This window comes from Pseudoalteromonas sp. CST2 (assembly GCF_028599385.1).
GTDB classification, from domain to species: Bacteria; Pseudomonadota; Gammaproteobacteria; order Enterobacterales; family Alteromonadaceae; genus Pseudoalteromonas; species Pseudoalteromonas atlantica.
Genome location: NZ_JAQREO010000005.1, coordinates 282,062 through 302,955 on the forward strand (window position 1 = coordinate 282,062; position 20,894 = coordinate 302,955).

The window sequence follows — 20,894 nt, forward strand, 5'->3', positions numbered from 1 at the left end:
TGCCCATGCGCAATAATTATCAATTATTTTGAAGGGGTAAAACCTGGCGTTAGCTTTACTATCGATACGGTTTTCCTGCCGCAAAATAAATTGCCTAATTGAGCGCAATTTGTTTGAAATTAAAAATCTAGCTCATCAATTTCAATGCTGTCTGTAAAAAAGTCTAACTCCTGTAGTTCTTTACGTAACCGTTGTTTGTCTTTTATGGCCTCAATCTCGCGCCACTTTCTTTTTTTATTCTTTTGAGAGGTTTTTCTTGTTGTATCAGGACCTTCTAATATCTCTAATATATCGTTTAGGCTATCCATGACTATCTCCTATTGATTTTAGTGAACCTCGAGAATACCTATACCACAGGCCTAGCTAAAATAGAATAAAAAAGTGACGAATTTGTTACAAGTATGTGATTCATTGATGAAGTTTAATACTAACTAGCTTTATTGAGCCGCGCTATTTTTAGATAGAAAAAATAAAGAAAAAAATATTAAAAGTGAGCTATTTAGCTGTGCTTGCTGTGGCAGGTTAGTATAAAGCGGTGCGGATTATATTAAGGGCATAAAAAAACGCCGCAGGTGCGGCGTTTAATACATAACTAGCGCGTATTACATTGCTTTAAAACGTGCTTCTAGCTGCTCTTGTGCATCTGCGAATGAGCGGATACCTTCAGCGAGTTTTTCAGTTGCCATTGCATCTTGGTTATGTAACCAACGGAACTGCGACTCAGTAAGTGGAGCAGGCTTTGGCTCTTTAGGAATATCACTTTGTAGTAAGTATTCTTCTGCGCCTTCTAAATTGCCTAAGTCTTCTAATAGGTTAGGGCTAATCGTTAGCTTGTCACAACCTGTAAGCGCAATAATTTCGCCAGTGTTACGGAAGCTTGCGCCCATAACAACGGTTTTGTAATCATGGCGTTTATAAAACTCAAAAATGCTACGTACAGATTGAACACCTGGATCTTGTAGCGGATCGGTTGGTTTTTCCATACCATTTGCTACGTGCCAATCTAAAATACGGCCAACAAATGGTGAGATTAAAAATACATTTGCATCGGCACATGCACGTGCTTGAGCATCGCTAAATAATAAAGTTAGGTTACATTTAGTCCCTTCTTTTTCTAGCTGTTCGGCCGCTTTAATGCCTTCCCATGTAGACGCAACTTTAATTAAAATTTTGTCTTTGCTTACACCTTCTTTTTCATAAAGGCTAAGCAGGGTATGTGCTTTATCAATAGTTGCTTGGGTGTCGAATGATAAACGAGCATCTACTTCAGTAGAAATATAACCAGGTACAATTTCGCTAATTTCTTTACCAATTAATACGGCAAAGTAGTCACATGCAAGTTCAAGCTGTTTAGCTGCATCTTGTTCTGTTTCTTTTGCATAGCTCCAAGCTTTATCTAAATAAGGCTTGTAAGCTTCAATCTCGCTCGCTTTTAATAAAAGCGACGGGTTTGTGGTTGCATCTTCTGGTTGATGCTTTTTGATCGCTTCAATATCGCCAGTGTCGGCTACGATAGATGAATGTTGTTTTAGCCTTTGTAGAGCGCTAGTCATTTGCCTTCCTCATTCCAAGCAAGTTAAAAGAAAATCTAAACTACCTTAATATAAGTATTCAATACTGCAACAGTGTGACAATGCTTGATAGGTCTTATGTCCTTATCAATAGAAAAACGACGATGCATGATTTATTAAGGTAGGATTTAGGCCATTGCGATTAATTTTCAATGGTATTTTATAAACAAAACGTGCTTTTCGTCTCATTTAATGTTGAAATTGACATTAAATAAATTACAAGTCAATAGCTAACTATGATCACTGTTATTTCACCAGCAAAAAATCTTGATTACGAAACGCCACCCGCAACAGATAAGTTCACTCAACCTGAATTACTAGAGCACAGCGAAGAGCTCATGAAAGTATGCCGTGAACTAACTCCAGCGCAAATTGGCAGTCTAATGAAAATTAGCGATAAGCTTGCAGGGCTTAACGCTGCGCGCTTTAGCGAATGGTCGCAACCATTTACGCAAAGTAATGCTAAACAAGCGGTACTAGCCTTTAACGGCGATGTGTACGGTGGTTTAGATGCCGCAACACTCACTGCCGCTAACCTCGATTATGCGCAAAGCCATTTACGAATACTTTCGGGTTTATACGGCTTATTAAAGCCGCTTGATTTAATGCAAGCTTACCGCCTAGAAATGGGCACTAAGCTTGATAACCCTCGCGGGAAAAATTTGTATGAATTTTGGGGCAGCATTATTGCTAATAAATTAAACGAGGAATTAAAAGCGCAAGACGCACAATACCTCGTTAATCTTGCTTCAAACGAGTACTTTAAAGCAGTAGATAAGAAAGCACTCAATGCGCAAATTATTACCCCGCATTTTAAAGACTGCAAAAATGGTCAATATAAGGTAATTAGCTTTTACGCTAAAAAAGCGCGCGGCATGATGGCCCGTTACATTATAGAAAACCAGGTAACACAGCTTAGCCAATTAAAAGAGTTTACTGTGGCGGGTTATTACTTTAGCCCTGAAGCAACAGCAAAAGAGCTTGAGCCAGTATTTATGCGCGACGAGCAAAACTAAGCATTTATACTCAGCAAACAATGAGTTAAAAAGCCATGCATTGCATGGCTTTTTTTATGCTGGCGCTAAACTTGCTAACTTCACCTACTATTAATGAGATAAAAAATAGATAGGTGTAAAAATATGATCAGCATACCTTCAGTAGCCGAAGCCGAAAAACTCATCGAAGAAAAACTCGGAGGGTGGTTTGATGTAGTAATAAGCCACATCCCAAACTTTATTGTGGCAGTGGTAATAGCCATTGTATTTTCAATAATAGCGCGCTTTGCCGGCCAGCTAATGAAAAACCTATTAAGGCGCTCACTCGACTCTAAGCAAATTGCTGATTTAATGGCGTCTATTTTTAAGGTTATTGTGTTATGTGTGGGCCTATTTATCGCTTTAGATTTTATGGGGTTAAAAGGCACAGTCACATCGTTACTAGCGGGTGCGGGTATTGTAGGTTTAGCCATTGGCTTTGCTTTTCAAGACATGACCGAGAACTTAATTGCCGGTATTGCTATGGGAATACGCAAGCCATTTAAAGCGGGTGATGTAATTGAAACCGACGATGTATTTGGCTCTGTACATTCTATAAACCTGCGTAACACGCTAATAGAGAGCTTTTACGGGCAGTTAATACTGGTACCTAACAAGGTATTATTTAGAAATGTGTTAAAAAACTACACCACGTTAGGCGTTAGACGAATAGAAGTACCGGTGGGTATTTCATACGGCGACGACATTGAAAAAGCCAAAGAAGTTATCGTTGATAAAATTAACGAGTTTGACTTTGTAATACGTAAAGATGAAACCGCTGTATACGCAGAAGGTTTTGGCGACAGTAGTATTAATTTACTGGTGTGGTTTTGGATAAAATACCCAGGCGAGCCAGACTTTATGACAGTACGCCATAAAGGCGTAGTCGCTGTTAAACAAGCGCTTGATGCTGCAGATATAAGTATTCCATTCCCAATACGTACGTTAGATTTTGGCATTAAAGGCGGTGAAAAGCTCGATGCCATGATAAGCGATAAAATAAACCAACAGTCACCCAAACAACAAGGTGACAGTAATACGGGTTCAAATCAAAGCGAATGAGCGACTAATACTGCTTTAAACTAGCCCAGTAATAGTTACCCACTAGCAGCGCATTTTTACATAAAAAGTGCGCTGCTAGTAATTTCAAAGCGCTAAGTCGGGTTAAATTAAACTATACTTTTAATAAATTTATTTTAAATTAATACTTATGTGTTTTTCCCTGTCATCAAGTTTTTGCAACTTTAGCAGGGCAATCTGGAATAGCGCAGCTATCTAACTCTATTACCTTGTCGCCTACTTTTAATTCTGCCAAATCAGCAAAGACTTTTATAATATCTCGTTCACTAATTTCTGGGCTAAAAAGCCGGATACAGACACATCTGCAGCAAAGCCAAAAGTAGCTTCCTCTGCATGGCCAATAAGAGGGATTAGCAGTAGTAAATAAACCGTTTCATGTATTAGCTTCCTTGTGTAAGTTATGGGGCATTTGCATGCATTAAGTCATATATTATCTGTTATTTATGGTGTGGTTAATTAGTGAGTAGTAATAGGTTGCCAACGGTATTAAAAATGCGCTGATTATATGAACTTTACAGCCTTGTTATAGCATTCTTTTATCAAAGCTGTAGTAAGTCACTAATTTAAAAGAGTGGGAAAGGACGGCTAAGTGTTTGCTCTGCTTTTCATAGGGGAGCTAAAGCTAGAAGTTTAGATACTAAAGTGTGCTATTAAGTATAAAAAAGCGCGGCTTGTGTTGGAGAAACAAGCCACGCAGAGGAATAAGTTATATAAACAAATATTGTAATGCGGTATCAGATAACACTAATTTTATTACGGATAATTTTAACGCCATCCATATTTTCTAAAAACTTTTGCGCAAGTGCACGCTGAAAACCTGTTTGCGCTTCACCGTATAGGTCAACTTCGCCGTCTTCAACCTGCACGCGAATATCGCTTAATGCTAAGTTTGGGTTAGTACGTAACGTATTGGTGATTGTTTGTTGTAAGTTAGGTTGAGTAGCCACACTGCTTACTACGGCTAAGTTAGTTGCTGCACTTACTTTTGTAGCGCAAGCTAATAAAAATAAACAACAAAATGATACTAAAGCGATAGTTAACTTAAAGCGGTTCATAACTTCATCCTTACATTACGGTTAATCGTGCAGCTATTCTTAGCTGAGTTACTTTCTCAGTTACAATTTCGATGCCAGTTTTAATTTGTTGAAATATAAGGTTATTTTATTAAGTGAGAATTCAGGTGGGCAATAATTACATTTTAATGGGAATGAGTTACATGCTTGGGTTACATTTGTAACGGGTACAAAAAAGCCGGCAACTGCCGGCTTGTTTATTTATGGTGTGCTATTTCTTTTTAATTTTAGCTTTGGCTTTTTTCTTAGCTTTCATTTTTACCGGATCTTTACGCTTTTTAGCGGGTGGCTTAGCTTCTTTATGTTGTGGCTCAAGCCCTTTAATTATACGGCGCTTAAGTTTTTGCTCTGTGTATCGCTCAACCTTGTATAAAATGCCAATGTCGTGCGCTTCAACTAATGATATAGCGATCCCTTTTTTACCCGCACGGCCAGTACGGCCTATACGGTGCACATAGACATCGGCAGTGCGCGGCATATCAAAATTAATTACGTGGCTAATGTCAGAAACATCAATACCGCGGGCCGCAACATCGGTTGCTATTAATATGCGCGTTTTGCCACTGTGGAAATTTTCCATCGCTTTCATGCGCTTATCTTGCGGCATTTCGCCACGTAGCCACGCGGCTTTTACGCCATTGTTAGTTAGCTCACCAATTAGCGTTTCTAGGCGCTCACGGGTTTTTACAAACACAATGGCTTTACTTACATCTGGGCCGTTTAGGGTATTAACCAACAGCTCAAGCTTGTGGTGGTAATCATCAGCAAGGTGAACCCATTGATGAATTTTAGCTTTTTCTTTGCGTGACGATTCGGCTTCAAGTAAAGCTGGGTCGTTTAAAATACGCTCTGCAAATAACTCAACGCTATCGCCTTCTAGAGTCGCAGAGAATAAAAAGCACTGACGACGGTTTTTAGCTTCGTCACATATGCGCAGCATTTCTTTTCTAAAGCCCATGTCTAACATGCGGTCGGCTTCATCAAGAATAAGCATTTCTACGTTTTCAGCATGGAAATTTTCGGTTTCAAGGTATTCCATTAAACGCCCTGGTGTGGCGATTAAAATATCGTTATTGTTTTCAAAAATTTCTTTATGGGTGCCGTAGTTTATACCACCTGTTACTACACCAATTTTAAGGTGAGTGCCTTTAGCAAGCAGTTCACATTGCTCATGAATTTGATAAGCCAGTTCACGGGTTGGGGTCATTATTAACACACGTGCAAAACCTGGGTCGCGACGCGGAAAATCCATTAAGTATTGAATAGCCGGAATTAAAAATGCCGCCGTTTTACCTGTGCCAGTAGGTGCTGATGCTAAAATATCGCGACCTTGCAGCGCTTCAGGAATAGCTTGTTGTTGAATGCTGGTTGGTGTCTCGTAGCCCATTTTATCAATGGCGTTGAGTAGTTTAGTATCAAGATCAAATTCAGAAAATTGCATAGAGTGTCTAAAATAAGGGACAATTACCTGCAATTATACGCGCTATACGCCAGTTGGTGAATGAAAAGGTGAAAAAATGTCAGGGTTTACGTTTAAACAATTTAAGGTTGAGCACGATAGCTGTGCTATGAAGGTCTCAACCGATGGCATTTTACTTGGCGCATGGGCGTATTTAAAAGGTGCCAATACATTACTCGATATAGGCACAGGTACCGGTTTACTTGCGCTTATGTGTAAACAGCGTCAACCAGCACTTAGCATAACCGCTGTTGAAATTGATGAAGCTGCTTACAAGCAAGCGCAGCAAAATATAGCCTCTAGCCCGTGGCCAAATATCACAGTAAAGCACATCACTATACAAGCGTTTAAACAGGCGGCGCCATTTGATGTTGTGATATCTAACCCCCCTTATTTTAACCGTAGTTTAAAAGGGCTAAGCGATGCCCGTAACACCGCACGCCATACCGATGGTTTAAGTTTTGACGAACTAATACATGCCTATATGCGTTTAAGTCATGGGCATTCGTGCTTTAACGTAATTTTACCCACCACAGAGGCGGGTTTATTCGTTGAATTGGCAAAACAAAGCGGGCTTTATTTAAACGCGCATTGCCAAGTAAAAACCACACCAAGTAAAGCATTTAGCCGTAGTTTGATGCGTTTTAGCTTAGTAAACACTTTGCCTGAGCTTACCTCCCTATGCATAAAAGATGAAAACAACCGCTACAGCGATGATTATATTGCGTTATGTAAAGCGTTTTACTTGAAAATGTAATTTTTAAGGCAGGTAATTATCTAGTAATAAAGGATAGTTTACCCATTATGCATACGTATTCAGTTTTTATTTGAGCAACTCTCAAACTAGTGTTAACCACTTGTAAATAACGTCGAGTATGTTGTTTAACTCGCTCAACACTGGAAACACACACTATGAAACTGAATAAAATGATCACCACTGCAGGTTTTAGCTTAGGTTTAACCTTACCAAGTTTAGTATCGGCTGCACCTACAACATTTGTGCATTTATTTGAATGGAATTGGCAAGATGTAGCCCAAGAATGTGAGCAGTTTTTAGGACCAAAAGGGTATGCTGCGGTACAGGTGTCTCCGCCTAACGAGCATATTACAGGTAGCCAATGGTGGACTCGCTATCAACCTGTGAGCTACCAACTACAAAGCCGAGGCGGTAACCGTTCGCAATTTATAGATATGGTTAATCGCTGTAACACCGCAGGCGTCGATATATATGTTGATACATTAATAAACCATATGGCAGCCGGCAGTGGTACGGGCACTGCTGGTAACACTTTTGGTAATAAACAATACCCTATTTATAGCCCACAAGATTTTCACGAAAGTTGCTCTATTAACCCAGAAGATTACGGTAATAACCGTTATGGCGTGCAAAACTGTGAGCTAGTAGGGCTGGCCGATTTAAACACTTCTTCAAATTATGTGCAAAATACATTAGCGGCATATATTAATGACCTTCAAGCTATGGGTGTTAAAGGTTTTAGGTTTGATGCTGCTAAGCATGTTGCTGCAAGTGATATTCAAAGTTTAATGGCAAAAATAAATGGCTCGCCAGTGGTGTTTCATGAGGTGATAGATCAAGGTACTGAAGCGGTTGCTGCCTCAGAGTATTTAAGTACAGGGCTAGTTACCGAGTTTAAATACAGTACGCAGCTTGGTAATACCTTTAGAAATGGCTCGCTTGCATGGTTAAGTAATTTTGGTGAAGGCTGGGGCTTTATGCCAAGTTCATCAGCTGTGGTATTTGTAGATAACCACGACAATCAGCGCGGCCATGGTGGTGCAGGTAATGTAATTACCTTTGAAGATGGCCGTTTATACGACCTAGCCAACGTATTTATGTTGGCGTATCCGTATGGGTATCCAAAAGTAATGTCGAGTTATGATTTTCACGGCGATACAGATGCGGGTGGGCCAAGTGTACCGGTGCACAATAATGGTAATTTAGAATGTTTTGCAAGTAACTGGAAGTGTGAGCATCGTTGGTCTTATATTGCGGGTGGTGTCGCTTTTAGAAATAACACAGCCGACAACTGGGTAGTAACAAATTGGTGGGATAACACCCATAACCAGATTGCATTTGGACGTGGTAGCTCAGGTCATATGGCAATTAATAAAGAAGACTCAACGCTTAATGCAACAATTCAAACAGATATGGCGCCTGGACAGTACTGCAATGTGTTAAAAGGCGAGCTTTTGGGTAATGCTACTAGCTGTAGCGGTGAAGTAATAACAGTTAATAGCAACGGCACCATAAATTTAAATGTAGCGCCATGGGATGCAATAGCAATTCATAAAAATGCTAAATTAACCCAAGGGACAGCGCCTAATAATAGCGACTGGCAAAGAACCGTTATTTTTATTAATGCTCAAACACAAAGCGGACAAGACATGTTTGTACGCGGTGGTATAGACCACAACTATGCAAATACAAACCTTGCTAGAAACTGCCAAACAACAAATGTTGAATGTGCTATGCCAATTCGCCATAACAATCTAAAAAACAACACCACAACGCCTTGGAAAGCAAACGATAACTACCTAGATTGGTATGGAATTGAGCAAGGCCAAAGCAGTGAAGCGCAAGGCACTGCCATGGATTGGACTACAAATGTTTGGCCAAGTGAATATGGCGCCCAAAAATCGGTAACAGTAGATGGCTTTGGTGTTACACCTCTTAATATATGGGGCGAACACTATTGGATGCTTGATGTTGATATGGATTGCAGTAAAGCTGTTAACGGATGGTTTGAATTAAAAGCATTTATAAAAAATGGCCAAGAGTGGGAAGGCGATATAAGCCAAGCAAATACCCCCTATACAAGTACTAACCATATGGCACAGTGTGGCAAAATTAATATGTTTGAATTTAACAGCTCAAGTGTAGAGGTACGTGACTTTTAAATACGTACTTTAAAACGCGTACGTTAAAAAACTATCAGCCAATTTAAAAACCAAGTGGGTTAACGCGCACTTGGTTTTTTACTTTTATATGTACCTAAATAGCAGTTTAATGTCATAGTGCGTTTATAAATCAGCTGGTATTATCGTTTTATTCGCCATTTTTAATTTAGGCAACACAATGAAAAAGTTAAACAAACTACCGTTACTAACAACACTCGCTGCGGCTTTATTTATAAGCCAAGGTGCGCTTGCAAACATGACTCCTGTTGGGCTTTGGAAAACCATAGATGAAGACACCAACGAGGCTAAATCGTACGTACGCATTACTCAAAACGATAAGGTGCTCAGTGGTAAAGTTGAGACTATTTTAGACCCAGCTAAACAAACCGGTATTTGTAAAGAGTGTGATGGGGCATTAAAAAATCAGCCTATTTTAGGGATGACCATAATCACTGATGTAAAACCAGAAGATGATGGCGTGTGGGGCGATGGTGAAATACTTGACCCTACAAATGGTAAAACTTATACCGTGCAACTAACGCCACAAAACGACGGTAAAACATTAGAAGTACGTGGCTATATAGGCTTTTTTTACCGTAACCAATATTGGCAACGTGTGGAGTAGCACTACTCGGTTGCTGTTTTTAAAAACTCGCGTTTAAGCCACGCTCGTAATGCGCTTACCTGTGGGTGATTAAGCATGGCGTGGCTCGTTGCAAAATAAAACTGCTGATGCGGATTTACAATGCTTTGGCCAATTTGCGTGAGCATGCCGTGCTTTATATCGTCGCGTACAAATTGTTTGTGGGTGACCAAAACGCCAAGCTGGCGCATCGCGGCTTGCGTTGCTTGCACTGAAATATTAAAGGTTAAGTTATTATGCTGCTTAGGCTGCGCTAAATTATTAGCCTCGCACCACGTTTGCCAATCGTTTTGCCTACGTGGGTTGGTAACGTAGATTGCTTTAAAACGCTGCAGCAAATTTTGCGCGGTTAACTCATCTTTATTTAAGCCAACTAAAAGCTGTGGGTTACAGACTAAAATTAACTGATCGTCGGCTAGTTTTTCACAGTGATATTTTTGCCACTTATCGGGCTGGCCATGAATAATCGCTGCATCAATCCCTTCGCGCTCTAAATCAAATTCTCCCACCAAGTTAGAAATACGAATGTCACTGTTTGGCGAAATGCGCTGAAAATCAGCCACCCTAGGGATCCACCAGTGCAGAGCTAGCGAGTTAACCATATTGAGTGTTAAATAAGTTGGCTCATTCGCTGTGTTACTTGCCTCTTGGCTGGCTGCTAAAATTTCAGCCATGGCTGGGGCTATGCGTTTGTAATAGCGCTCACCCACAGGGTTGAGCTCAACGCGGCGACCAATGCGATTAAAAAGCGGTGTATTAAGTTGTAACTCTAACGCTTTAATAGACTGACTTACCGCCGAGTGACTAATACTTAGCTGCTCAGCCGCGAGCACCATGCTGCCAGTTTCGGCAACAGCTATAAACGTATAGAGAGATTTTAACGGCGCTGATTTGATCATAGGTTATTTATTAACAGTTAAGTTTTACTTACAGGTTAGTTTAATATTATTCGCTTTTAAATTTATAAAGTACACGTAAAATTAGCGCCATAAAAGCCAATGCCAATTTTTTGAAAAATAATAAATAGATTAAAAAAATTAAGCCTTTAATTTTGCTTTTTACATTCATTTTTTATTCAAAGGATAACTGCGGTGACGTTAAATTCTCGTGCTAGTGTGTTTATGCTGCTCTCTACATTTACCTTGGCGTTAAATAGCTTTATAGCCAAGTTACTTACCGATTACTTTAGCACCAGCGAAGTGGTTTTTTTACGGGTGTTTTTACCCGCGATTATTATGCTGGCATTGGCGGCAGGTATTAAATGGCAGCTACCTAATAAATCAGCATGGCGAACCTTTGCTATTCGCGCAATTTTTATAGTGCTGTGCCAAAACTGCTTTTTAGTGGCGCTAAATACTTTAACGCTGGTGGAGGCGGTTATTTTATTTAGCACTGGGCCATTATTTATACCGCTAATAGAACGGGTGCTTTTTAAAACTAAATTAAATTGGTTATTACTACCTACAATGGCGCTGATGTTTGCGGGTGTGATTATTCAAAATATTCATAGCGACGGCATACAATGGCGCTGGAGCTTATTAATTGGTTTAGGGGCTGGTATTTTTAATGCCTGCTCGCAAATCACCTTGTTTAGAGCCAGTAAAATTAAGCTTCCGATGATGGTTATTAACGGTTGGAGTTTTACGCTGGCTGCCATTTTTATGGTGCCAGTATTAATGTTTACCAGCGAAGGTGAGCTATTTTACCAAGGTTTTGCAATCGATATAAGCAATTATAGTTTATTACTGATGGTGGCATTAATTGGGTTTTCGACTGCTGCAACGCAGTTTTTTAGAGGAAAGGCGTACCGATTAGCCAGTTCTAACTCGCAGTTAGCACCACTTATTTATTCTAACTTATTATTTGCGTTGTTATTTCAGCTAATTTTTTACGATACAACATTAAGTTTATCGCAAGTAATAGGCTCAGTGCTTATTGTACTGGCATGTATTATTAATACCTTTGCGCCTAATTGGCTATTGCAAAGGCAAGCAAAAATACGTGAAAAAAAGTGCGCTAAAAAACTTAGTTATTTGTAATGTATTGGCCTAAACATGGTTTAGGCCAAACTCGTTATAGCGTTTCGCTATACTCTGTCATTATTTGTTCAACCCAGCTGGCTATGCGCTCATCGCTTAGCTCGTATTGGCTGTCTTCATCAAGCGCTAGGCCAACAAAGTGTTTGCCATCGGGGGTAAGTGCTTTTGACGCTTCAAACTCGTAGTTTTCATCGTTTGGCCAAAAACCAAGTTGCGTAAACGACTGGGTATTTATTTCATCGTGAAGCATACCAAGGGCGTCTTGAAACCATTGTCCGTAACCTTGTTGGTCGCCCATGCCAAATAAAGCAATGGTTTTACCATTTAGGTTTACATCTTTAATGTCGTCCCACTTAGACTCCCAGTCTTCTTGTATTTCTCCAAAATCCCATGTTGAAATACCAAAGATGATAAAGTCGTACTGCTCTGCATTTTTAAGTGGTTCGTCTTTAATATTGTGTAAGGTCACTACATCGGCGCCAATAAGGTCGCGAATTTTTTCTGCTGCCATCTCTGTGTAGCATGTAGTAGAGCCAAAAAATAAACCAATCTGCATCGTATTTATCACTGTGTAATTGCCTGTTATGATAGGGCGCAGTTTACCGTAAGGTATTTTTAATTGATACCTTCTACCGTGGGTATTACCAACATGAGATCACAACGTGACAACGCTACCTGACGATTTACCTGAACCAAATACCGAGCTAAACAGCAACAGCGACTTTTTAGAAACCTTTTTAGATAGCTTGTACTTAGAGCAAGGTGTAAGCGAAAACACCCTTAGCGCGTATCGCAGTGACCTAGATAAGTTTTGTCAGTTTTTAAAAGGCGAAAGCTTAATGGCGGTAACCAGCTTAGATATAGAAAGCTACTTAGCGTATCGCGTAGATTTAGGGTTAAAACCACGTAGCACGGCACGCAGCATAAGTGCGTTAAAGCGGTTTTATCAGTATTTTGTACGTGAAAAACGTATCGCAAGCTCACCGCTTGAAAACATTGCGCAACCAAAAGCGGGCCAATCGTTACCTAAAACGCTCTCAGAAGCCGAAGTAGAGGCATTATTAAGTGCGCCCAATATTGAAGAGCCAATGGGGCTGCGCGATAAAGCCATGCTAGAGCTACTTTATGCAACTGGTTTACGGGTAACTGAGTTGGTGGGGCTGCGTATGGAGCAAATTAACTTGCGCCAGTCGGTTGTGTTTGTAAAAGGTAAAGGCAACAAAGAGCGCTTAGTACCTTTAGGCGAAGAAGCCATGTACTGGCTTGAGCAGTTTTTAAAAGGGGGGCGTGCACAAATGATAAAACACGCCACCGATTTTGTGTTTCCTTCAAAACGCGGTGTAGGTATGACCCGACAAACCTTTTGGCATCGTATTAAACACTATGCTATTTTGGCGTCTATTGAGTCAGATTTATCGCCGCATACGTTGCGTCATGCCTTTGCAACACATTTACTTAATCATGGTGCCGACTTAAGAGTGGTGCAGATGATGTTAGGGCACAGCGACTTATCGACTACACAAATTTATACCCATGTTGCCAATGAGCGATTAAAATCGGTACACTCAGAGCATCATCCGCGCGCGTAATATGAAATTTAATATCAGCTTAGCGGTCAATTTAGTACGTATTATTAGATAGAGAAAATTATGAAAAAATTAATGTTAGCAGGTGCAATGTTGTGCACAAGTATTAGTGCATTTGCAAATGGCGTAGCCACAACGCCAGATGCTAATGATCCTATTGTTACTAAATTTGCCACGTTAGGTGTAACAGTTAAGCAAATAAACCCAAGCCCCGTTGCCGGTTTAAAAGAGCTTATTACAAATAAGGGTGTACTTTACGCCAGCCCAGACGGCCAGTTTTTAATGCAAGGCACGCTAATTGATTTAAACAACCGCAGCAACTTAACCGAGCAAGCGTTAAATGGTGTCCGTGTTGAAGGTATTAAAGAATACCAAGATTCAATGATTGTTTATAAAGCGCCTAACGAAAAACACCAAATTACGGTATTTACCGATATTAGCTGTGGCTATTGTCGTAAATTACACCGCGAACTAGACGACTTGCTTGATGCAGGCATTACTGTTCGTTATTTAGCATTTCCGCGTGGTGGACTGCAAGGTTCGGGCTACGCCGATTTAATGAATGTATGGTGTGCACGCGACCAACAAGAAGCACTAACAGAAGCTAAATCAGGCGAAGACACTAAAGTAGTTGCCGGTTGTAGCGCACCAGTAGCTGAGCATTACCAGCTAGGCCAAAGCTTTGGTATTAGCGGTACGCCAGCCATTATTTTAGAAGACGGTACAATGATCCCTGGCTACCAGCCAGCCGCCGCATTAAGTGCAGCGCTTGAGGCGAACAAAGCAGGTTAATTAAAAATCTGAGTACCTGTTTAATACCAATCCGCGATAATACTTAATCATTTTGCGGGGCTAAACGTGTTGCTAGAGGCGTTAAAAAATGCTTATTTATGACTGCATGGATGCAGAAAGTAGAGCAATGCAGGAGCTATTGCCGAGAACAACTAAATAGCGAATTTATTGCCTAGCTATCAACACGTTTTTTCAGCCTCAAAATAGATCACTTAATTAAGCGAATTGGTTTAAAAAGGCCTTTATGGCCTTTTTTTGTCTTTTTATTATGAACACCATAAGTTAAAAACCAGCATGAAAAAACTGATCATTGCGCGCGAAAATGTAGACGATTCTTACCTGCCAAGCGATCTGCACCCTGTTATTAAACAAATTTATGCCACGCGTAACGTGCAAAATGCACACGAGCTAAATAATAGTGCAGCCACGCTAATCGACTTTAAACTGTTTAAAGACATCGACAAAGCCACCGAGCTATTAATTGATGCGCTGAATGCGCAAAGCCGCATTTTAATTGTTGGCGACTTCGATGCCGATGGCGCAACCAGTACAGCCACCTTAATGCAAGGCTTGGCAATGTTTGGCTTTAATAACTTAGACTACCTTGTACCGGACAGGTTTAGCTTAGGCTATGGTTTAAGCCCAGCGCTTGCTGAGCAAATTGTTGATATAAAACCAGAGCTGGTCATTACGGTAGATAACGGTATTTCATGTATTGCAGGCATAGACATACTAAAAAAAGTGGGCATTAAAGTACTGGTTACTGATCACCACTTGCAAGGGGAGCAGCTCCCTAATGCCGATGCAATTGTTAACCCAAATCGACATGATTGCCGTTTTCCTTCAAAATCAATTGCGGGTGTCGGCGTTGCCTTTTACTTGCTTATAGCCCTTAGAAGCACGTTACGAGAGCAAGGTTATTTTGAACGCCATGCTATGCCAAATTTAGCCGACTTGCTTGATATAGTTGCCCTTGGCACCGTGGCCGATGTAGTTGCGCTTGATGCAAATAACCGCACTTTAGTACACCAAGGGTTGGCGCGTATTCGCAGCGGTAAAACACGCCCAGGTATTACTGCGCTTATTGAAGTGGCGAATCGTAATGCAGCGCGTTTAAGCGCCAGTGACTTTGGTTTTTCGTTGGCCCCGCGTTTAAACGCCGCAGGGCGACTAGATGACATGAGTTTGGGCATAGCGTGCTTATTGAGTACCGATATAAACCAAGCAAGGCGGATTGCCAGCGAGTTAGATAGCTTAAACCATGCACGGCGCGAAATAGAGCAGGGCATGCAAGCCGAGGCGCAAGCAGTGCTTGATAGGCTTGCGTTTAGTGACGACACCATTCCCGATGCCATTTGTTTATACCAAGAAGATTGGCACCAAGGTGTTATTGGTATTTTGGCGGGTCGCTTAAAAGAAAAATACCACCGCCCAACCGTTATTTTTGCCGGTGGCGAAAACGGTGAAATAAAAGGCTCGTGCCGCTCTATTGAAGGGCTACACATGCGCGATTTACTCGAAGGGCTAAATACAGCCGACCCGCACTTAATTAATAAATTTGGCGGCCATGCCATGGCGGCAGGGTTAAGTATTGATGAGCAAAATTTTAATGACTTTAAAAACGCGTTTGATGCAGCTGTAAGCGCGCAGTTAAGCGAAGAAAGTAAACGCTGCATTGTATTTACCGATGGCGAGCTGCCAAACGAGTGCTTTACAATGGACTTTGCTCAGCTATTAAAGCAATCAGGCCCATGGGGGCAGCAATTTCCTGAGCCGGTATTTGAGCACACCTTTGAAGTTATTCAGCAGCGTATAGTAGGCGAAAAACACTTAAAGCTGGTGCTTAAACATCAATCTGGGCGCTTAGTTGACGCCATTGCATTTGGAATAGATGTAAAAGCATGGCCCGACACCGAGGCCCGTTATGTCAAAGTGGCGTATCAGCTCGACATAAACGAATTTAGAGGCAAGTTTAGCCTGCAATTAATTGTTCGCGAGCTTGAAAAAGTGCATTAAAAAATATGCACAATGCATGCATAAAAGGCTAATAAAGCGCGCGGTTTTTTGTTAAAATCGGGCGTTTTTATCATTTGACGATAATTTATTGCGTTTAGTGCTAATTTTAGCGCGCAATAATCTAGCCATTTTGGAGTAATGTACATGTTTGAAGTGAATCCTGTGATTAATCAAATCAAGGAAATTCGCGAACGTACTGAACTGCTTCGGGGGTACCTTTGACTACGCTCACAAACAAGAGCGCCTAGAAGAAGTAAACGCCGAACTTGAAGATTCAGCCGTATGGAATGAACCTGAGCGCGCACAAGCACTTGGTCGTGAAAAATCAGCCTTAGAAGCGGTTGTTGAAACAATCGACAACTTAGTAGCAGGTGCTGACGACGTAGAAGGTTTATTAGAGCTTGCAGTAGAAGCAGAAGACGAAGACACGTTTGTTGAAGCGCAAACTGAACTTGAAGGCTTAAATAAACAGCTTGAGGGTTTAGAGTTTCGCCGTATGTTTTCGGGCTCTCACGATGCAAACGATGCTTACCTTGATTTACAGTCTGGGTCTGGCGGTACTGAAGCACAAGACTGGTGTAACATGTTATTACGCATGTATTTACGCTGGGGCGAAGCGAAAGGCTTTAAAGTTGAGCTAGTAGAAGCAACCGATGGCGATGTGGCCGGTATTAAAGGTGCAACAGTGCGCTTTGTAGGCGAATACGCATATGGTTGGCTGCGCACAGAAACAGGCGTACACCGTTTAGTACGTAAAAGCCCATTTGATTCAAGTGGTCGTCGTCATACCTCGTTTGCCTCTGCGTTTGTTTACCCAGAAGTAGATGACAATATTGAAATTGATATTAATCCGGCTGACTTACGTATAGACGTTTACCGTGCATCTGGCGCGGGTGGTCAGCACGTTAATACCACCGAATCGGCAGTACGTATTACTCACGTACCTACCAACACGGTTGTGCAGTGTCAAAACGAGCGTTCACAACACAAAAATAAAGCCCAAGCAATGAAGCAGTTAAAAGCAAAATTATTTGAGCTTGAACTTCAGCAGCAAAATGCTGAAAAGCAATCGCAAGAAGACGCAAAGTCGGATATTGGCTGGGGAAGTCAAATTCGTTCTTACGTACTTGATGATGCACGTATTAAAGATTTACGAACTGGCGTTGAAAACCGTAATACGCAATCGGTACTTGACGGCAACCTAGACAAATTTATTGAAGCCAGCCTAAAATCTGGCCTATAACCACCAAGCTAAAAAAGAGCTAAAAAATGACTGATCAAATCCAAGACGAAAATAAGTTAATCGCTGAGCGTCGCGGCAAATTAGACGCTATTCGCGAAAATTGCCCAGCCAACGGTCATCCTAATCAGTTCCGTCGTGAACATTACACGGCTGATTTACAGGCTGAGTTTGGTGATAAGAGTAAAGAAGAATTAGTAGAGCTTAAGCACGTTGTATCAATTGCTGGCCGTATTTTAGCTAAGCGTGGTCCTTTTATGGCCATTCAAGACATGAAAGGCCGTGTACAAGCTTACGCATCTAAAGATGTGCAAAAAGACTTAAAAGCAAAATATGGCCAACTAGATATTGGCGATATTATTGGTGTTAAAGGTGCGCTTAATAAATCAGGTAAAGGCGATTTATACGTAGAAATGACCGAGTACGAACTACTTACTAAGTCACTACGCCCATTACCAGAGAAGTTTCATGGTTTATCAGATCAAGAAACCAAGTACCGTCAACGTTATGTTGATTTAATTACTAACGAAGCAACGCGCGAAACATTCCGCATTCGCTCACAAGTAGTTGAAGGTATTCGTCGCTTTTTAGCAGAGCGCGACTTTATGGAAGTAGAAACGCCAATGCTACAGGTTATTCCTGGCGGTGCGTCTGCGCGTCCATTTGTGACTCACCATAACGCACTTGATATAGACATGTACTTACGTATAGCGCCTGAGCTTTACCTTAAGCGTTTAGTAGTAGGTGGTTTTGACCGCGTATTTGAAATTAACCGTAACTTCCGTAACGAAGGGTTATCAACGCGCCACAACCCAGAATTCACTATGATTGAATTTTACCAAGCCTACGCTGATTACATCGACCTGATGAATATTACCGAAGACATGCTACGTACAGTTGCAACAAACGTTTTAGGTAGCCCAATTGTTGTTAATACAACTAAAGATGAAAACGGCGAAGTTATCGACTCAGTAGAGTACGACTTTGGCCAACCGTTTGAGCGCCTAAGCATGGCTGATGCTATCTTAAAATATAACCCTGAGTTTGATGCTGCGGTATTTAATGACCCAGAAAACCACTTTGAAGAATTAAAAGCGTACGCTAAACAAGTGCATGTAAAAATTCCTGAAAATTGTGTATGGGGCCCAGGTAAGTTTTTATGTGAAATATTTGAAGAAACGGCTGAGCACATGCTTATCCAACCTACATTTATTACAGGCTACCCGTGGGAAGTATCGCCACTTGCGCGCCGTAACGACGAAAACCCATTTGTTACCGACCGCTTTGAGTTTTTTGTTGGCGGACGTGAGCTTGCAAATGGCTTCTCGGAGCTTAACGATGCACAAGATCAAGCAGAGCGCTTTACTCGCCAAGTTGAAGAAAAAGACGCCGGCGATGATGAAGCAATGCATTACGATGAAGACTACATACGCGCACTAGAGTACGGCTTACCGCCTACTGCCGGTGAAGGTATTGGTATTGACCGCTTAGTAATGTTATTTACTGATTCACCAACCATTAAAGATGTTATTTTGTTCCCGCATATGCGCCCACAAGCTGACTAAGCTTTAACAAAATAAATGTGATAAACGCCGCTGAATTTTAGCGGCGTTTTTGTGTGAGTATAAAAATAAGCGCCAATGCAGAAAAAGTTGGAGAGTAAATTGCTTTATAAAAACAGACTTAAGAGAGGATAAGATTGTTCGCTTTTTAATTAATTAGTACTAAACTAAATTTTAAAGCTAGTTATTAGTACTTATTAATAGTTAATTCAGATTGGGTTATTTAATGTAGCCTTGTTTTAAATAACCTTAATAACAGTGCTATAACGTAATTTCATGACTGTTTTTTAAACATTATGTTGTATTTGTGTAAAAAACTTAGCTAAAATACGCCAAAATTTTGAGCTGGGTTAAAATAGCACTCTAAATATGAATTCTCAAATGGACTTAGAATATAATATGAAAGACAACCGAGTTGAAGAATCGCCAGAAACTGATACCACAGAGCAAAAGCGACAAGCTTATTACCGAGCCTGTATTGCTGAGTTTCAGCAATTAGGTTACCAAGAGCAATATTTAGCGCAGCTCAAAGATGATTTAGTGCCTTTAATGGGCGTTAACCCACAAGACAAAAACATTTAAATCGTTTACTTTTCAAACCAATTATACAATTAAAGCTGACTTATGTGCGTTCTGTAACCAGATAGTCATTTTTGGCATAAAAGTGTTTGACATATTTTCTGAAATCTTTATTATACGCCCCACAAGACGGAGAGGTGTCCGAGTGGCCGAAGGAGCTCCCCTGCTAAGGGAGTATAGAGTTTGTAGCTCTATCGAGGGTTCGAATCCCTCCTTCTCCACCATTTCTTTTAATGGCAGTCTTGTAAAGTAAAGATTGGGCGCATAGCTCAGCTGGATAGAGTACCTGGCTACGAACCAGGCGGTCGGAGGTTCGAATCCTCCTGCGCCCACCACTCTTTACACACTCTGCTTAGAGTATAAATAAGTTAAAGTGTTTGGTTTGAAACCAAATCGGTCGGAGGTTCATTCTTACAAGATACGTCCTGCTTCCAGCACTTTTTACACACTCTGCTTAGAGTATAAATAAGAAAACAGTAAAAGTGGGCGCATAGCTCAGCTGGATAGAGTACCTGGCTACGAACCAGGCGGTCGGAGGTTCGAATCCTCCTGCGCCCACCACTTTTACACACTCTAACTTAGAGTATAAACAAGTAACTAATGAAAGTGGGCGCATAGCTCAGCTGGATAGAGTACCTGGCTACGAACCAGGCGGTCGGAGGTTCGAATCCTCCTGCGCCCACCACTTTCATAAATAAGCCGACAAAAGTCGGTTTTTTTGTGTCTGAAATAACATATAAGTTAAGCGCATATTTTACGATGTGTACTTATATTTATTGTTTCAGAAACTCCACTTAGAGTATAAATAAGAAAAAATGAAAGTGGGCGCATAGCTCAGCTGGATAGAGTACCTGGCTACGAACCAGGCGGTCGGAGGTTCGAATCCTCCTGCGCCCACCACTTTCATACATAAGCCGACATTAAGTCGGTTTTTTTGTATCTGAATTTTGAGAAAGCTATCAGCTATCAGGTATTAGTAAAATCCAATTTTACATAGTGCCAAATCTTCTATTCAGTCACTTCTCTAAAAGCGCAGCGCCTCTTAACCTCTTTGTGAATAATTTGTTTTAAGAAACATTACAAAGAGAAGTGAAAGAGGAATAAATGAGAAGCTCAAAACCAACATTAGTATTTAACCCATTTACGAGCTATGCTCGTCGCGCAAGCAAGCTTAGCGCCTTGTATCTCTCGTTGATAAATGATTAGCTATCATTTATCACATCGAAGTCAGTGAGCTTGCCTTTGCGCCTAGTATTTAATACTGCTCCGTAGATAAAGCCCTGACTTTCTATTCTCACAAA

The 20,894-nt window shown here is 40.9% G+C and carries 18 protein-coding genes and 5 tRNA genes; 17 read left to right on the forward strand and 6 right to left on the reverse strand.

Features of this window, described 5'->3' with window-relative positions:
- Positions 1-119: 119 nt before the first annotated feature.
- Positions 120-308, reverse strand: coding sequence for a DUF3545 family protein (locus tag PSH41_RS09715; RefSeq protein ID WP_004587992.1), 189 nt, complete (start codon positions 306-308; stop codon positions 120-122).
- A gap of 294 nt (positions 309-602) precedes the next feature.
- Positions 603-1,553: a transaldolase gene (tal, locus tag PSH41_RS09720; RefSeq protein ID WP_054983753.1), complete on the reverse strand. Its 951-nt coding sequence runs from the start codon at positions 1,551-1,553 to the stop codon at positions 603-605.
- 254 nt (positions 1,554-1,807) lie between these two features.
- Between tal and yaaA the strand changes: the two genes are divergently transcribed.
- Together yaaA and PSH41_RS09730 are read left to right on the forward strand one after the other, a co-directional pair.
- Complete coding sequence (gene yaaA, locus PSH41_RS09725; protein ID WP_024031572.1) at positions 1,808-2,587, forward strand: peroxide stress protein YaaA; 780 nt, start codon at positions 1,808-1,810, stop codon at positions 2,585-2,587.
- A 123-nt stretch (positions 2,588-2,710) separates the two neighbouring features.
- Positions 2,711-3,667, forward strand: coding sequence for a mechanosensitive ion channel family protein (locus tag PSH41_RS09730; RefSeq protein WP_024031573.1), 957 nt, complete (start codon positions 2,711-2,713; stop codon positions 3,665-3,667).
- Between the two features lie 752 nt (positions 3,668-4,419).
- Here PSH41_RS09730 and PSH41_RS09735 read toward each other — a convergent pair.
- Positions 4,420-4,740, reverse strand: a complete 321-nt coding sequence (locus PSH41_RS09735; RefSeq protein WP_004587996.1) for a BON domain-containing protein — start codon at positions 4,738-4,740, stop codon at positions 4,420-4,422.
- Positions 4,741-4,969: 229 nt separating this feature from the next.
- Positions 4,970-6,199, reverse strand: coding sequence for an ATP-dependent RNA helicase SrmB (srmB, locus tag PSH41_RS09740; RefSeq protein ID WP_004587997.1), 1,230 nt, complete (start codon positions 6,197-6,199; stop codon positions 4,970-4,972).
- Between the two features lie 76 nt (positions 6,200-6,275).
- Here srmB and PSH41_RS09745 point away from each other — a divergent pair, with 76 nt between their 5' ends.
- The 3 genes from PSH41_RS09745 (at position 6,276) to PSH41_RS09755 (ending at position 9,761) form a co-directional block, all read left to right on the forward strand.
- Positions 6,276-6,974, forward strand: coding sequence for a tRNA1(Val) (adenine(37)-N6)-methyltransferase (locus PSH41_RS09745; RefSeq protein WP_273588918.1), 699 nt, complete (start codon positions 6,276-6,278; stop codon positions 6,972-6,974).
- 155 nt (positions 6,975-7,129) lie between these two features.
- Entirely contained in the window at positions 7,130-9,136 is a 2,007-nt protein-coding gene (locus PSH41_RS09750; protein WP_273588919.1) for an alpha-amylase, read from the forward strand.
- Between the two features lie 178 nt (positions 9,137-9,314).
- Positions 9,315-9,761, forward strand: a complete 447-nt coding sequence (locus PSH41_RS09755) for a DUF2147 domain-containing protein (RefSeq protein WP_055254841.1) — start codon at positions 9,315-9,317, stop codon at positions 9,759-9,761.
- A gap of 2 nt (positions 9,762-9,763) precedes the next feature.
- On the opposite strand, the gene PSH41_RS09760 is transcribed toward PSH41_RS09755, so the two are convergent.
- Positions 9,764-10,678, reverse strand: a complete 915-nt coding sequence (locus tag PSH41_RS09760) for a LysR substrate-binding domain-containing protein (RefSeq protein WP_273588920.1) — start codon at positions 10,676-10,678, stop codon at positions 9,764-9,766.
- A gap of 192 nt (positions 10,679-10,870) precedes the next feature.
- Between PSH41_RS09760 and PSH41_RS09765 the strand changes: the two genes are divergently transcribed.
- Positions 10,871-11,818 carry a DMT family transporter gene (locus PSH41_RS09765; protein ID WP_273588921.1) on the forward strand — a complete coding sequence of 316 codons (948 nt, stop codon included), beginning with the start codon at positions 10,871-10,873 and terminating at the stop codon, positions 11,816-11,818.
- A 34-nt stretch (positions 11,819-11,852) separates the two neighbouring features.
- Here the strand turns inward: PSH41_RS09765 and fldB are convergent, their stop codons facing one another.
- Entirely contained in the window at positions 11,853-12,374 is a 522-nt protein-coding gene (gene fldB / locus PSH41_RS09770; protein WP_004588002.1) for a flavodoxin FldB, read from the reverse strand.
- 106 nt (positions 12,375-12,480) lie between these two features.
- On the opposite strand from fldB, the gene xerD reads away from it, so the two are divergent.
- From xerD to PSH41_RS09825, 11 genes are all read left to right on the forward strand, one after another.
- Entirely contained in the window at positions 12,481-13,407 is a 927-nt protein-coding gene (gene xerD / locus PSH41_RS09775; protein ID WP_273588922.1) for a site-specific tyrosine recombinase XerD, read from the forward strand.
- A gap of 60 nt (positions 13,408-13,467) precedes the next feature.
- Positions 13,468-14,196 (forward strand): bifunctional protein-disulfide isomerase/oxidoreductase DsbC, encoded by a 729-nt coding sequence (gene dsbC / locus PSH41_RS09780; RefSeq protein WP_004588004.1) that lies wholly within the window; start codon positions 13,468-13,470, stop codon positions 14,194-14,196.
- 294 nt (positions 14,197-14,490) lie between these two features.
- Positions 14,491-16,212: a single-stranded-DNA-specific exonuclease RecJ gene (recJ, locus tag PSH41_RS09785; protein ID WP_064385747.1), complete on the forward strand. Its 1,722-nt coding sequence runs from the start codon at positions 14,491-14,493 to the stop codon at positions 16,210-16,212.
- A 144-nt stretch (positions 16,213-16,356) separates the two neighbouring features.
- Positions 16,357-17,455 (forward strand): peptide chain release factor 2 gene (prfB, locus tag PSH41_RS09790; protein ID WP_096041210.1). Its coding sequence is split into 2 segments (ribosomal slippage): positions 16,357-16,431 and positions 16,433-17,455, totalling 1,098 coding nucleotides; the frame shifts between segments, so codons are not numbered across the junction.
- A 26-nt stretch (positions 17,456-17,481) separates the two neighbouring features.
- Positions 17,482-19,017: a lysine--tRNA ligase gene (gene lysS / locus PSH41_RS09795; protein ID WP_004588007.1), complete on the forward strand. Its 1,536-nt coding sequence runs from the start codon at positions 17,482-17,484 to the stop codon at positions 19,015-19,017.
- Positions 19,018-19,413: 396 nt separating this feature from the next.
- Positions 19,414-19,596, forward strand: coding sequence for a hypothetical protein (locus PSH41_RS09800; RefSeq protein ID WP_024031585.1), 183 nt, complete (start codon positions 19,414-19,416; stop codon positions 19,594-19,596).
- A gap of 128 nt (positions 19,597-19,724) precedes the next feature.
- Positions 19,725-19,817 (forward strand) — tRNA-Ser (locus PSH41_RS09805).
- Between the two features lie 34 nt (positions 19,818-19,851).
- Positions 19,852-19,928, forward strand: a tRNA-Arg gene (locus tag PSH41_RS09810).
- Positions 19,929-20,077: 149 nt separating this feature from the next.
- A tRNA-Arg gene (locus PSH41_RS09815) sits at positions 20,078-20,154 on the forward strand.
- 47 nt (positions 20,155-20,201) lie between these two features.
- Positions 20,202-20,278: transfer RNA gene (locus PSH41_RS09820), tRNA-Arg, on the forward strand.
- Between the two features lie 138 nt (positions 20,279-20,416).
- A tRNA-Arg gene (locus PSH41_RS09825) sits at positions 20,417-20,493 on the forward strand.
- Positions 20,494-20,894 lie beyond the last annotated feature (401 nt).